At 68.5% G+C, this 13710-nt stretch carries 12 protein-coding genes; 8 read left to right on the forward strand and 4 right to left on the reverse strand.

The window, feature by feature from the left end; translation table 11 throughout:
- The first annotated feature begins 161 nt into the window (after positions 1 to 161).
- Positions 162 to 893 carry a hypothetical protein gene (locus tag D7V80_RS03340; protein ID WP_233585104.1) on the forward strand — a complete coding sequence of 244 codons (732 nt, stop codon included), beginning with the start codon at positions 162 to 164 and terminating at the stop codon, positions 891 to 893.
- 19 nt (positions 894 to 912) lie between these two features.
- Here the strand turns inward: D7V80_RS03340 and D7V80_RS03345 are convergent, their stop codons facing one another.
- Positions 913 to 1839 carry an RluA family pseudouridine synthase gene (locus D7V80_RS03345; RefSeq protein WP_120586766.1) on the reverse strand — a complete coding sequence of 309 codons (927 nt, stop codon included), beginning with the start codon at positions 1837 to 1839 and terminating at the stop codon, positions 913 to 915.
- Positions 1840 to 2051: 212 nt separating this feature from the next.
- On the opposite strand from D7V80_RS03345, the gene D7V80_RS03350 reads away from it, so the two are divergent.
- The 3 genes from D7V80_RS03350 (at position 2052) to D7V80_RS03360 (ending at position 6293) form a co-directional block, all read left to right on the forward strand.
- Complete coding sequence (locus D7V80_RS03350) at positions 2052 to 2513, forward strand: hypothetical protein (protein ID WP_120586767.1); 462 nt, start codon at positions 2052 to 2054, stop codon at positions 2511 to 2513.
- Positions 2514 to 2691: 178 nt separating this feature from the next.
- Positions 2692 to 2916, forward strand: a complete 225-nt coding sequence (locus tag D7V80_RS03355) for a mersacidin/lichenicidin family type 2 lantibiotic (protein ID WP_199738350.1) — start codon at positions 2692 to 2694, stop codon at positions 2914 to 2916.
- Between the two features lie 116 nt (positions 2917 to 3032).
- Positions 3033 to 6293 carry a type 2 lanthipeptide synthetase LanM family protein gene (locus D7V80_RS03360; protein WP_120586768.1) on the forward strand — a complete coding sequence of 1087 codons (3261 nt, stop codon included), beginning with the start codon at positions 3033 to 3035 and terminating at the stop codon, positions 6291 to 6293.
- A gap of 431 nt (positions 6294 to 6724) precedes the next feature.
- On the opposite strand, the gene D7V80_RS42520 is transcribed toward D7V80_RS03360, so the two are convergent.
- Together D7V80_RS42520 and D7V80_RS43425 are read right to left on the reverse strand one after the other, a co-directional pair.
- On the reverse strand, positions 6725 to 7915 hold the full coding sequence (locus D7V80_RS42520) for a hypothetical protein (RefSeq protein ID WP_233585105.1): 1191 nt from the start codon (positions 7913 to 7915) through the stop codon (positions 6725 to 6727).
- Between the two features lie 293 nt (positions 7916 to 8208).
- Positions 8209 to 8331, reverse strand: coding sequence for a hypothetical protein (locus D7V80_RS43425; RefSeq protein ID WP_255417614.1), 123 nt, complete (start codon positions 8329 to 8331; stop codon positions 8209 to 8211).
- A 120-nt stretch (positions 8332 to 8451) separates the two neighbouring features.
- Between D7V80_RS43425 and D7V80_RS03375 the strand changes: the two genes are divergently transcribed.
- A complete protein-coding gene (locus D7V80_RS03375) occupies positions 8452 to 8838 on the forward strand; it encodes an HNH endonuclease (RefSeq protein ID WP_120586770.1) in 387 nt (128 codons plus the stop codon).
- Between the two features lie 6 nt (positions 8839 to 8844).
- Here the strand turns inward: D7V80_RS03375 and D7V80_RS03380 are convergent, their stop codons facing one another.
- The gene (locus D7V80_RS03380) at positions 8845 to 9201 is read right to left on the reverse strand and encodes a hypothetical protein (protein WP_120586771.1); all 357 of its coding nucleotides are present in this window, start codon (positions 9199 to 9201) and stop codon (positions 8845 to 8847) included.
- Between the two features lie 184 nt (positions 9202 to 9385).
- Between D7V80_RS03380 and D7V80_RS03385 the strand changes: the two genes are divergently transcribed.
- The 3 genes from D7V80_RS03385 to D7V80_RS03395 all read left to right on the forward strand — a co-directional run bounded on the left by D7V80_RS03385 (position 9386) and on the right by D7V80_RS03395 (position 13583).
- Positions 9386 to 10714, forward strand: a complete 1329-nt coding sequence (locus D7V80_RS03385) for a CotH kinase family protein (protein ID WP_158616541.1) — start codon at positions 9386 to 9388, stop codon at positions 10712 to 10714.
- 96 nt (positions 10715 to 10810) lie between these two features.
- On the forward strand, positions 10811 to 12208 hold the full coding sequence (locus D7V80_RS03390) for a chloride channel protein (RefSeq protein WP_120586773.1): 1398 nt from the start codon (positions 10811 to 10813) through the stop codon (positions 12206 to 12208).
- 292 nt (positions 12209 to 12500) lie between these two features.
- Positions 12501 to 13583, forward strand: coding sequence for a TIGR03118 family protein (locus tag D7V80_RS03395; RefSeq protein ID WP_233585106.1), 1083 nt, complete (start codon positions 12501 to 12503; stop codon positions 13581 to 13583).
- Positions 13584 to 13710 lie beyond the last annotated feature (127 nt).

The following is a 13710-nucleotide window of genomic DNA, read 5'->3' on the forward strand; positions in this document are numbered from 1 at the left end:
TTGCCCTGCTCCCGCTTGTCTCCGCCTGTTCCAACCCAGAGTGCACCGACACGGAGGACTGTGCATCCCGGGGCCCTGACATCGTCTGCGTTGAAGAACGCTGCGTTCAGGCCTCTTCGCCAGACGCGGGGACAGGAGACGCAGGCACGGGTGACTCGGGTGTGGACTCCGGCACTCCCGACGCGGGCACCGAGGACGCGGGTTCCGGCGACGCGGGCGCTCCGGATGCCGGCGGCTCGGATGCTGGCACGCTGGATGGCGGTGGGCCCCCGCCGGAAGCCTCGCTTCGCATCACCGAGATCAACCCCGACGCCCCGCAGGACCTCATCGAGCTGGTGGCCGTCTCCGGCGGGACGCTGACCGGTATCTCCCTCAAGGAGCTCACCAACTCCGACTTCACCTTCACCTTCCCCCAGGGCTACACGGTGGAGACGGGCGCCGTGCTGGTGCTGCACCTCGGCGGCGCCTGCACCGACGCTCCCGGCGACCCGGCCTCCTGTGGACAGACCCAGCCCTTCAGCGCCAGCGCCTGGGACTTCAGCATGGCTGGCACGCTGAGCTACTCCGGCAAGGTGTTGGAACTGCTGTCGTCGAAGGGCGCGCCTGTCGACGGCGTTCCCTTCGTCCGAGCCTCAGGGGAGATGCCCTCCAACATCGTCGCCGCCGTCCAGCGCCTGCAGGCGGACCGCGTCTGGGACGCCACCCCCTGCGTCCACGACATGACCACCGGTTTCGCGAAGGACCGCTACTGCCGGAACATCGCCGTGGACTGGTCAGGCCTCAATAACGCGAGCTCCAGCGTCATGCGCATCAATGGCACCACGCCGCTGGCGACTCCGGGAAACCAGACGCAATGGAGTGGGCCGCTTCCTACGCGGTGGGGCTCCTACTGATGCCATTGCGCGTCGGAGCTCAGCCTTCCGACGCCATCCTCAACCCGGCCGGAGGGGGGGCGTGCAGCCGCAGGCGCTCCCCCGTGAGCGGGTGCGTGAACGCGAGCGTCTCCGCGTGGAGCAGGTAGCCGCCGTCTCCGGGCAGACCGGGCTCGTGCTCGCGGGGCAGACCTCCCGAGGCGAACATCGGATCTCCCGTGAGCGGATGGCCGATGGACGCCAGGTGGATGCGGATCTGCTCGGGGCGGCCCGTGTGGATGCGCACCTCGAAGAGGGTCTGCCCGTCACGCCGCTCCAGGACCTCCGCGCGGCTGTGTGACGGCTTGCCCTTCGCGGTCGCCCCGTGCACCGACCCCAGCAGGGGGTGGGGCACCAGCCCGATGGGCGTGTGGATGTCATAGGACGCCTGCGCCGCGACCCCATCCGAGAGCGCCCGGTAGCGCTTCTCCACGTCGCCCTCCCGCCAGTTGCCTGAGAGCTTCGCGGCGGCCTCATGCGTGCGTGAGAAGAGCACCAGCCCCGACGTCGCCCGCCCCAGCCGGTGCAGCGCGGAGGCCTCCGGCCAGCGCAACCGCACGAACGAGAGCAGCGTGTTCTTGAGGAAGCCGCCGGAGGGCAGCGTCGGCAGGCCGCTCGGCTTGATGACCGCGAGCAGCGAGGCGTCCTCGTACACCAGCTCGAAGCTGTCGGGCGTCTCCCGTTCCCGCCAGGGCGGCCGGTGCCAGCAGAGCTCCTGGTGGGCTTGCAGCAGCTCGTCGCCGGTCGCGATGACGCCGTCCAGTCGCACCTCGCCGCGCACGAAGCGCGCACGCCACTCTTCCTCGGTGGAGTGCCGGTACTTGTCCGTCAGGTGGGCAAGCGCGGTGCGCCCCACGGAGGTGGCGCCAATCCGCTCGCGGTACACGTAACCGTCATTCAGGCCGGCGGAGTCTTCAGGCTGGGACATCACGCGTGCACTCTACGTCAGTGCTCCTGGCACCAGGACCTCCCGGGCCTTCTGTGGGACGCGATATCAGCATAGAGAGAAGGCACACGTCCCAAGGAGGACCGATGTCGCAGCGTCATCTCGTGCCGGGGTTGTTGCTGGTGGCTCTCGTAACTGCCTGCGCATCGTCCCCTCCGGTGGAACCGCGAAGGCAGCCGCCTCCCAGGATCCTCTTGGAGTCGCCCCTCGCGTTGCTGCTCGAGAACTACCAGGAGCTGGGGCTGAGCACCGACCAGCTGATCAAGATTGGCCAGCGGGACGAGGCGTTGACCGTGGCCAACAAGCCCCTGCGTGAAGAACTCCGGGCCATCTGGACCCCTCCCATGGGAGGCAATCCGCCGCCGGGAGCCATGCCTGTCAGGGTCGGCCCCGCGGGCCGGGGCGGCCGGCCTCCGTACAGGCCTCCGGCCCAAGCTCCCGCCCCCTTGAGCGAAGAAGCGCTGAAGCGGCAACAGCTCCTGCTCCAGGCGATGGAGGACAACGAGGCGGCGGCGTATCGCGAGGTCGAAGCCCTCCTGGAGGAGCCGCAGAAGGAGAAAGCGCGAGCGCTGGTCGAGAAGCAGCGTGAGGAGCGCGCTCGCGCACGGGAGTCGATGCAGAAAGCCCCCGAAGCCACACCCGAGACGGAGTCCTGAAGGCTTCTCGGCGCAGGACGCTTCACCACGCGTGTGGTCCCTCCACGCGCCAGGGGAAATGGGGCGCCCGCGACTCACACCGGTATCACCGGTGATACATGAAAAGGCTGGAGACGTTTGAAGCAACCGGAGTTCGCGGGCTAGCCTGGAAGCGCCGTCAAAAAGGAGGCGGCCCAACATGATGACCCCCGACATGATCATCCGCGCCTGGAAGGACCCGTCGTTCCGCGAGAGCCTCACCTCCGAGCAGCGCGCCCAGCTGCCCGCGAACCCCTCCGGCGAGACGCTGAACGAGCTGAGCGAGACCGAGCTGCTGGACGTGGTCGGCGGCAAGATCGACATCGGCTTCACCGCCACCAACTCCTGTGAGTACATCTGCACCAACCTGACGTTCGTGTGCTGATGGACGGTGTGTGACGGGCGGCTCCCACGAGGAGTCGTCCCGTACCACCCGAGGCGCGGGGGCTCCGGCCCTCGCGCCTGTCTTTTTCCACGTCCAGCCGGACGTGCAGGGCGCGCATGCGAGAGGGCTCGAAGATGGGTGCGTGGGAGCGGGCTGCCTTCCTCCATGAGCGGGAGGCCGCGGGAGAGGATCCTTCCGCCCCGGCGCTCCAGCAGGCCGAGTCGCGCCACCAGGCGTGGCGGCGCAGCACGCTGGGGGATGAGGCGTCCTTCGACGAGCGGCTTCGAGGCGTGGGGCTGGACGCGGCGTCCTTCGTGCGCAGGCTCGCCGGAAGCGCCCCGCGGCCGGAAGCGCTGACGTGGCTGCCGCTCCTGGAAGAAGTGCTGGCGGACCGGGCGGCCGACGTCGCCCTCCCCTCTCCCGTGGCCCCGGGTCCACGGATGCGCGTGCCATCCCTGACGCGCCGGTTCCTCCAGCTGGGGTTGCGTCGGCTGCGGACCGGCGTGGGGGCATTGGCCGCCCGGACCGGGTGTGCCCCCGACGCGTTGCTGGACGCGCGCGCCGAAGCCTGGCTCGTGGATGCGCTGGAGCAGCGGCTGATACAGACCGCGACCCGGTCGCTGGTGCTGGAGATCAACGTGGCCCGGCTGCGCGGAGATCTGCTGGGCGAAACGCCCCAGGCGCGCTTCGAGCACTTCGCCCTGCGCCACCTGGAGGCCCCGGGCCGGCTCGCCGCGTTCCTGGAGGAGTACCCGGTGCTGGCGCGGCTCCTGGTGACGGCCCTGGAGCGCTGGATCCGGACGAGCCTGGAGCTGCTGACGCACCTGGCGGAGGACCGGGAGGCCCTGGTGGCAGTGCTCGGCGCGGGGGTGGATCCGGGACCGCTCGTGGAGGCGCGCACCGGCGCGGGAGACCTGCACCGCGAGGGCCGCAGCGTGGCGCTGCTGACCTTCCGCTCCGGGCTGCGGGTCGTCTACAAGCCGCGGTCGCTGGAGGTCGAGTCGCGCTACCAGGACCTGCTGGAAGAGCTGGAGCGCTGGGGGCTGCGCCATCCCCATCGCCGGCTGAAGGTGCTGACGCGCGCGTCGCATGGCTGGGTGGAGCACGTCGAGACCGGCGGGTGCGACGACCGCGACGCCGTGGCGCGCTTCTACTGGCGGCAGGGCAGCCACCTGGCGCTGCTGTACCTGCTGCGCGGGGTGGACCTGCACTCCGGCAACCTCCTCGCCGCCGGGGAGTTCCCCGTCCTGGTGGACCTGGAGGGGCTCTTCCACCAGCTGCCCGCCCCACGCGCCGACGACACGGCGGCATCCCGCGCCGCGCGCTTCCTGGAGCGGTCGGTGATCAGCAGCGGCCTGCTGCCCACGCTCATGTTCGGCAGGGAGGGCCGGGCCGGAGTGGAGCTGAGCGGTCTGGGCGGCGAGGCAGGCCAGCTCTTCCCTCACGCCACGCCCACGCTGGAGGACCGCGCCCGGGACACCCTGCACGTCGTCCGCCGGCAGCCGGCCACCGCGGGGGCCCACAACCGCCCGCTGCTGGAGGGCCGGCCCGTGGACGTCACGGCGTTCGGGACGTGCATCGAGGAGGGCTTCGAGGAGACCTACGGGCTCCTGCTCCAGCATCGCGAGGAGGTGGCGCGAACGCTCGAGGGGTTCCGGGACGTGGAGGTGCGCCACATCGCCCGGGCGACGATGCGCTACGGCTTCCTCCTCCAGGAGGGTCTGCACCCGGACTTCCTGCGCGACGCGCTCGCCCGGGACCAGCTGCTCGACAAGCTGTGGGCGGAGGTCCGCGTGCGCCCTTCGCTGGCGGGGCTGACGCACTCCGAGCACGAGGACCTCCGGCTGGGCGACGTGCCCGTCTTCACCTCGCGGCCCGGCTCCCGCCACGTCTGGGACAGCCGGGGACGCTGCATCCCGGATCACCTGCCGCGCGCCGGCCTGGACGGCTCATTCCAACTGCTGGAGTCCCTCAGCCCCGAGGACTGCGCCGAACAGGTGGCGCTGATCCGACAGTCCCTGGTGACGCTCGAGCGCGAGCAGGAGACCGTGGCGCCCCGCGCGTCGGTGACCGCCGCCGGGGAGGCCCTGCCCCCGCCCGCCACGCCCGAGGCGTGCCTGGCCGGCGCGGTCCAGTTGGGCGAGCGGCTGGCGGCCCACGCCATCCAGGGTGCCCACGACGCCGGCTGGATTGGCGTGGGGCTCCAGGACCTGGAGCGCCGTCGCTGGGGGCTCTCTCCCCTGCGCACGGACCTCTTCGACGGCGTGGGGGGCGTGGCGCTCTTCTTCGGCTACCTGGCGGTGGTGACGGGCCGGGAGGACTTCGCGACGCTGGCGCGCAGGGCGGCGGTGCCGGTGCGCGAGCAGTGGCGTGCGCCCGAGTCCCAGGACCCGTCCGGCGTGGGGGCGTTCTCGGGGCGCGCGGCGAACGTCTACGTCCTCGGCCACCTGGCCGTGGCGCTGGACGACGCCGCGCTGCTGGACGAGGTCCACGCGGGCCTGGGCTCGCTGGAGGCGAAGATCGACGCGGACACGGCGCTGGACCTGGTCACGGGCGTCGCGGGGGCAGCGCTGGTGCTGACACGGCTCCACCAGCAGACCGGCAGCGCGGAGGCGCTCCGGCTGGCGCGCAAGTGCGGGGAGCGGATGCTCCAGACGGCGAGCGACTCCGAGCACGGAGGACGCGCCTGGGTGGTGCCCGCGGCCGGACGTGCGCTCACGGGCCTGGCCCACGGCGCGGCCGGCTTCGTCTGGGCCCTGCTGGAGTTGGCCACGCTCACCGGCGACGAGCGCTACCGGGAGGCCGCACGTCAGGGATTGGCCTTCGAGCGGGCCCTGTTCGTCCCGGAGCGCGGCAACTGGAAGGATTTGCGCACGTCGAAGGAAGGCGAGCCACTGGTGCCTGGCGGCTTCATGACAGCCTGGTGCAACGGGGCCGCGGGCGGCGTCCTGGCCCGGCTGCTGTCACTGCGCCACCTGGACGATGCGCGGCTGCGCGACGAGCTTCGAGCGGGGCTCGCCACCGTGCAGCGAGAAGGCTTCGGCGGCAGCCACTGCCTGTGCCACGGAGACGTGGGCAACCTGGAGGTGCTGCACCTGGCGGGAGAGGTGCTGGGAGACGAGGCCTGGAAGGAGGCCGCACGCTCACGGGCCGCGCGGGTGCTGGCGCAGGGTCAGGACGGAGCATGGCGCTGCGGCCTGCCGAAGTTCACCGAGGCGCCAGGGTTGATGCTGGGGCTGGCCGGCATCGGGATGGGGCTCCTGCGCCTGGCCGCGCCGGACTTCGTGCCGTCCGTGCTGGCGTTGCAGCCCGTGCGACTCCTCGGTGTCGAGCACCTCCGTGGCTACCGGGTCCTCAATCGCTCCGTCACGAGATAGAGCCCGCACGCGGCTAGATGACAGACACCCAGGAGGCTCGCGGCCGCGAGCGGTGATAGCGCGTTCCGAAGGAAGGCGGAGCTCATGGCGCCCAGGAGCATCCAAGCGCCCCAGATGAACAGGAACACCGGGAGTGCTCGCTGTGGGCGGACGGCCAATGCGCGGACTCCCATCAGGCCCGTGCTCCCCGCGAGAAGGCCCGCGGTGCCCCCCGCGATTGCCCCCACGGCGAACAGCCCCTCGACAAACGCCCGGTCCGTCAAGACGCCCAGGGCCTCGCCAACGAAGAGAAGAATCAGCCCCATCCACCAATACGCAACAGCGGACCCCACCATTCCAAGCGTCAGAACCAGGATTCCGCTGGTGGATCTCATTGCTTCCTCCGACTTTTCGCGCGTACCAGGAGAAGGCTGAGCCTATCAACCCAACCCTCAGAAACCGAGGTGCTTCTTCAGCCAGTGCTCCACTTCTTGGAGGTCCTTCTCGATCTTCTTCGCGCCCTTCTCCACGTTCTCCTTGGACTTGATGGTACTCAGGAGGGTGCTGCCCACCGTCACTTGCTGGGCCTTGGGAGTCACGGGAGGCGCCGGAGGGCGCGCCTGCAGACGCACACCTTGATGTTCGTGGCTATAGACGAGGGCGCTGACAAAGACCTGAGCCACCTCCATGGCCGCGCCCACGAGGTGGAGATACGAAGCTTCAAGCAAGCTTGCCGTGAGCTGGTTCTTCTGCCGCAAGCGATTCAGCAGGTAGACGCTGCCAAATTCCGCAATTTGGACGGCCAACTTGGCAATCAACGCATCGCGATTGCCGAGTTTGTAGCCCTTGAACTCTCCACCCATCATTTTCAGGAACACGGTGCAACGGTCCTTCCATTCGGAGCCAGGGCGCCCAGGCGACATGTATTCCTCAAGGGCATCCGCGACCCATTTCCCCTTGGATATATCCAGAGCACTGGACCCTTTGTCATCGCTCTTGTCCCGCGCAACGACGTATCCGGCGACGTCCCCTTCCAGGTTGTTGGAGCCTCCAAAATCAAGCCCGATGAATCGCTTCAGCACGGAACTGCTGGGCGAAGTCGACCTGTCCCTGGCGAGCATGCCCGCAGCCCCTCCCAGGTCCCCAAGCCACGTGCTCAACTCCAACCCAGTACCTCCTTGCATTGGAACTGCCACGTTGCGTGCAATGCGACTCCTTCGCGCGTCCATGCCAATGATGAGATGACTGAAGTCGACATACCGATCCCCTTCCTGCACGTCGCGACTCTGTCGCATCGACTCAAACAGGCTGTTCTTCAAGAAGGGCCGGGGATCGTCAGGCATAGAGGAGTTTGTGTATGTCTGGAAGCCCAGGTTGCGAACCAGGCTCTTCTCCCCCTGATAGTCCGCGCTCCATGTGGTCCCATAGTAGATGCCACGAATGACGTGGATGCGTTCCTCCACATCGTCATACCCATTCGCGATGAGTTGCTCCTCCGTCGCGCGAACAAGCCCGATGAGCTGACGAAAGTCCTTTGCGGGCTGATGGTTCTTGACGGCATTGGGCTTGGCGGTATTGGTTCTTCTGGAGAGCTGATTTGCCTCGCTCTTGGCGGCGCCCTGATGGGTCTTCCTCAATGCCATGGGGTCCCCCTACAACCTCAAGTGGATGCACCTCCTTCAGCATGGACTTTCTTTCAAACACCGCCAGGACCAGGGAGGTCCTACGCCTACTGGAGCTGATGCGCACCTTCGGGATATAAGGCGCAAATTGGCTTCAGCTGCGCTGTGGCCACAAGCAAGGAATCTGTTACCACGCGGAAGGCTGGCAACCCGCTTCCCCTGGGACGTGCCTGAGTAGTGCCCGCGGCCGGGCGCGCCCTCGCTAGCCGCGCCCGACTTCGTCGCTCCCGCGCTGTGCGGCGGGAGCGAGGGACTCAAGGGCAATACGTACAGTAGAAGTAGTCGCTGTGGACGGGATAGGCGCTCTCCACGCCCCAGCAGGTGGGATTGCAGGATGCATCCAGCTCGCACTGACCGACCTGCCCATCGTCTCGCATGGGATATGAGTCCCAGGAGGCTCGGTCTGCCTTGCCCCGTCCGCTCGACGAGATGGCGTCCTTGCAGGAACGAAAGACCTGAAGTGAGCTTGGCCCTGAGCCTCGCGCGATGGGGGGACGATGGCAGGAAAGCTGAAGACTCGGGTCAATTCCAGCGGCTACAAGCAGTTTTGGGACAAGGATGAGGAGCGTTGGGTATTCACGCACCGCCGGGTCGCTGAGAAGAAGATCGGACGCGAGCCCGTCCCCGGCGAAGAGGTCCACCACATCAACGGTGACAAGGAGGACAACCGCTCCCGGAATCTCGTTGTCCTCAAGGACAGCATCCACGACCGCGTTCACCACGATGATCCCGATGCCTGCTTCCGCTGCGGGCGGTCTGGCCACTGGGCTGAGGACTGCTATGCGAAGACGGACTTCGAGGGAGATGCCATCGACGAGGACGAGGACTGGGACGACGAGGACGAGGACTGGGACGACGAGGACGACGAGGACGACGACTTCTGACCGCCCTCAAAGCGCCAGAAGCACATCCACTTGCGCCTGAAGCGTCCGGGCCTCTTCGAGCTTGCCGAGCCGGGTGTAGAGCTCCACCGCGTCGCGACGCTCCTGGAGTTCACGCTGGATGAGGGCCTCCACCGCCTCCGGCGACAACAGCAACCGGGACACCTCTCCACTTCCGAGCCCCCCCGCGCTGCCAGCGATGCCGCCACCGACCGAGGCTGGGGCGACGCTCAGGTCAGGCGCCTCGGCATTGTCGATGGCGGCGAGTGTTTCCCGAAGCACCGCCGAGGCGGGAGCGTTTCGAGCGCGCAGGGCCTCCTTCAGCGCGGCCCGCATCGTTGCCTTCCATTCATGCACGGTCTTCATGCGTCCACGGTAGTGGGCACACACCAGCCCCGGCAAGGAGCGCGCCCCGCGCCTCCCCCTCGACCACGGCCCCCATTCCGCCTGTAGGCGACACGCACCTCGGCCCCGGAGACAGGGCCCGCCGCCAGCCAGGGAGAGGTATGGGGACGAACGCATGGCTCGCGTCATGGCGTGGAGGATGGAAATGGGACGAAGGAGGCGAGGGTCGTCGCGCGCCGCCACGGCCCTGCTGGTGCTGGGAGTGGCCGCGGCGGGCTGCCAGCCCCAGAGTCCCTGGAGGGCCCCCGTTCCCGAATGCACCGGGACGGTGGGCGCCGCCCGCGAAGACGCGGCTCGCGAGCAGGAACAGGATCCGCGCGGCCACGTCGAGGAGGATGGGCTGCCGGTGCTCCACCTCTACGTGGCGGATTCGCTGCCGGATGACAACGGCTACCAGGCGGCGCGCGTCTTCTATCGCGGACGCTGCTACATCGCCCGGGCCCGACATCGCGGCGCGACGTCCAAGGACTTCCCCAAGCGCAGCTACACGCTCGACTTTCACAGCGGTCAGACCTTCGACGAGCCCCTGCTCGCGGCTGGCTTCTCCGGCCGGCGCAAGGTGGTGTTGCTCAGCCCCTTCAATGACAGCTCATACCTGCGAGCGAGGCTGGGCTTCACCCTGTGGAGCCTCATGTCTCCCGGCCACCTCCAGGTGAAGACCTTCAGCGCGGTCGTCTACCTGGACGGGCGCTATCACGGGCTCTACACGGTGGTGGACCACGTCGACCGTCATTCGCTCTCCGCGCAGGGAATGGATGTCCAGGGAGAGCTCTTCAAGGCCGTGGACCCCGACGCCAACTTCTCCTCGCGGGACGCATCCGGCAGGCCCAAGGCCTCACTGCGTCTGGGCTACGAGAAGAAGGAGGGCGAGCCCGAGGAGGGAGACGGGGCCTACGCCAGCATCGAGCAGCTCACCGCCTTCGTGGCGGACTCCCCCGCGGAGCGCTTCCGCACGGAGCGCGACGCCTGGATGCAGGTGGAGGACTACGAGGACTGGTGGATCCTCGCGCACCTGGCGGCCCTGTCCGACTCCGTGACGAAGAACGCCTACCATTTTCGCGCGTCAGGTCAGGCGCGGCGCTGGCGCTACATCCCCTGGGACCTGGATGCGAGCTTCGGGCAGAACTGGGACACCACGCGACAGGCCCCGGACGTGATGGACTCCTTCACGGAGGAGAACCGCCTGTTCGCCCGGATGTTGGAGGACCCCGCCATCCGCCAACCCCTCCGCGAGCGGCTCCACACGCTGCTGCACACCTCCCTCCACCGGGACGTCGTCCAGGGGCTCATCGACACCTACGCCGCGGAGATCGACCGCGCGGCACGCAAGGATGAAGCCCACTGGGGCGAGGCCCATCGCCACTTCCCGCGATGGAACCAGCGCACGGACATCCTCGGCTTCGAGGACGAGGTGCAGTACCTCCACGCCTGGGTGGATGACCACTGGGCGCTCCTGGAAGAGGAGGTCCGCTAGAAGACGCCCCCTGCCCGCTCGACCTCCAGCAATGCCCTGGGCCCGGAGCGGCCGAGGCCATTTACTTTGTCCTCAAACTACGTAGCCTCCCGCTCCATGGCTGGTCGTCGCGAACCCCTGGATGAAGAGCAGCGTGCCCTCCACGACTCCTGGGACACGGTGCTCCGCACGGTGGGCCGGGTGGTGCTGAGCACGGTGCTCATCTGGGGGGTGTGCTCGGCGCTGCGGTATGGCGTCCATGCCACCAGCGACGCCCTGCTGGCTTTCGCCTCCGGACAGAGCGTCTGGTGGGCGCCGCTGGTGCTCGCGGGCGTGCTGCTGCTGGGCGGGTTGCTGAGAGGCGTCCTCAACCGCCGGCCCGGCTGGAGCGACGTGGCCTCGGACGGGGTGAATGTCGCGCTCCACAACTACCACATCACCTACGAGGACTCGGCGGACGATCCGAGCCCGCGCTACTCACGGCCCGCCCTCCGGCTCGCCTTGCGCAAGGCGGTGGCCACACTGCTGACGCTGGGCACCGGCGCGTCAGGGGGGCTGGAGGGTCCCGTGGTGCTGGTGGGCGAGTCCCTGGGCGCGGGCGTGGCCCGCCTGACGCGCGCCCGCTCCGAACACACGCTGCGCACCTGCCAGTTGGCGGGCATCGCCGCGGCGGTGGGCACGCTGCTCAATGCGCCGTTCGCCGCGGCGCTCTTCGCGCTGGAGGTCGTCTACGGCAACCGCATCGTCTACCGGAAGCTGGCGTATTGCCTGCTGGCGGGAATCATCGCGTACGCGCTCAACAACCGCTTCCTCGGCTTCAAGCCCATCTTCGTGGCACCACCGCATGCGCACACGTACACGCTGGGGGAGTACGGGCTCACCGCGCTGGTGGCCGTGGCGGTGTCCGCGCCCATCGCGCTGCTGTTCGGCCTGGCGATGCAGCACACGCGCCAGGTGGTGGAGCGCGCCAGTCCCCTGCTGCGCGGCGCCATGGGCGCGCTGTGCACCGTCGTGGTGGCCGGGGGCCTCTACTACGGCGTGGGCATGGACTTCCGGCACGTGCTGGGCATGGGGGAGTACACCATCGCGCAATTGCTCACGGGCGCGACGGGGACGCTGTCGCTGTGGTGGTATCTGCTGCTCATCGTGGGCGGAAAGCTGCTCACGACCAGCTTCACGGTGCAGTCGGGCGGCTCGGCGGGCATGCTCATTCCGTCCATGGTGCTGGGGGGCGTTTCGGGCGCGGCCACGGCGCAGCTCCTCGCGTCGCTGACGGGCACGGGGCCCGCGGACGTGACGGTGTTCGTGGTGGTCGGCATCGCCTCCGCGCTGGTGGCGGTGGTCGGCGTGCCCCTGGCGGCCATTGCCCTGGTGCTGGAGGTGTTCGGCTCCGCCTATGGGCCCCCCGCGGTCCTCGCATGCTGCGTCACCTACGTGCTGACACTGCGGCTGTCCGTCTACAACGAACAGCGCCGCGTGCGGGCGGTGGCCACGGAGCCCGTCGCGGGAACGTGAGCTTCGTGCCTCTGGCCTACCCGTTCCAGCGCCATGAAGAGACGCCCTACGGGTCACCCACGAAGGCCTGGGGCCCGGAGGCGGATGACGCGTTGGAAGCCGGGCAATAGAAACTGGCAATCACTTCCCAGCACAACAGGGCCTGTTGCGGCGAAGTCCCCCTCTTCTCAGGTTTCACCCAGACGAGAAGGTCACAGCAGCGCGATATCTCAAGGGGGGGAACATGAAGACAACGTCGATTCGCGAACTGGGGCTGCGGTGTGGGGGATATGTGCTTGGGTTGTCGCTTGCCATGGTGGCTCTGCCTGGAGCGGCCATCGCCCAGGCACCGGGCGAGCTTCCCAATACGTACACCCAGAAGAACCTTGTCTCCGACGGCAGCGTGAGCGCGGAGCATCCGGATCCCCGGCTGATCAACAGCTGGGGGCTTGCCTTCAACCCGTTCGGCGCGGCCTGGGTCGCCGACAACGGGACGGGGGTGTCAACCCTCTATGACGGCGATGGGAACGCGCAGTCGCTCGTCGTGACCATCCCGGCGCCCACGGGAGCCACGGCTCCGTCGAGCCCCACGGGCGTCGTCTACAACGGCTCCGAGGGCTTCGTGGTCACCCAGGGAACCAACACTGGGGCTGCTCGCTTCATCTTCGTGACGGAGGAGGGCGTCGTGGCCGGCTGGTCTCCGCTGGCGGCCCCTGCCAATGCCATCCTGACGGTGGACAACTCCGGCAGTAACGCAATCTACAAGGGCGTCGCCCTGGCGAACAATGGCACCGCCGCCTATCTCTACGCGACCGACTTCCATAACGGGAAGGTGGATGTCTTTGACAGCAAGTTCGCGCCCGCCACGCTGAGCGGGAGCTTCACGGATCCGAACCTGCCGGCCGGCTTCGCGCCGTTCGGCATCCAGAACATCAACGGCGACCTCTACGTGAGCTATGCGCAGCAGGACGAGGAGCGCGAGGACGACGTGCACGGCCCGGGCCTGGGCTACGTCAACGTCTTCGATGCGAACGGGAACCTGATCCGCCGGCTCATCTCCGCGGGCAGCCTGAACGCGCCGTGGGGCATGGCCGTGGCGCCGGCCAGCTTCGGGCGGTTCGCCGGGCGCCTGCTGGTGGGCAACTTCGGAGACGGCACCATCAACGCCTTCGACATCGTGACGGGCACCCTGGATGCCCAGCTCCAGGGCACCAACGGGCAGCCGATCGTCATCGATGGCCTCTGGGCGCTCGGGTTCGGCAACGGCCTTCTGAACCAGCCCACCAACACGCTGTTCTTCACCGCGGGTCCGGCGGAGGAGAGCCAGGGCCTGTATGGCCGGCTGGACGTGGCCACCGCGAGCACGACCCGCGTCCCCTACCGTCCCAGGCGCTGAGCCGAGCGCGGTCGAAACAGGGACCGGCTCAGGGATGCGCCTGGGGAGGCTTGCCCCGGGCGCATCCAGCCAAGACCGGGAGGGAGCCCCGCAGCATGGACCTTTTCACTCTCAACCCCCTGGGTGG

Source organism: Corallococcus sp. CA054B (assembly GCF_003611625.1).
Taxonomy (GTDB): domain Bacteria; phylum Myxococcota; class Myxococcia; order Myxococcales; family Myxococcaceae; genus Corallococcus; species Corallococcus coralloides.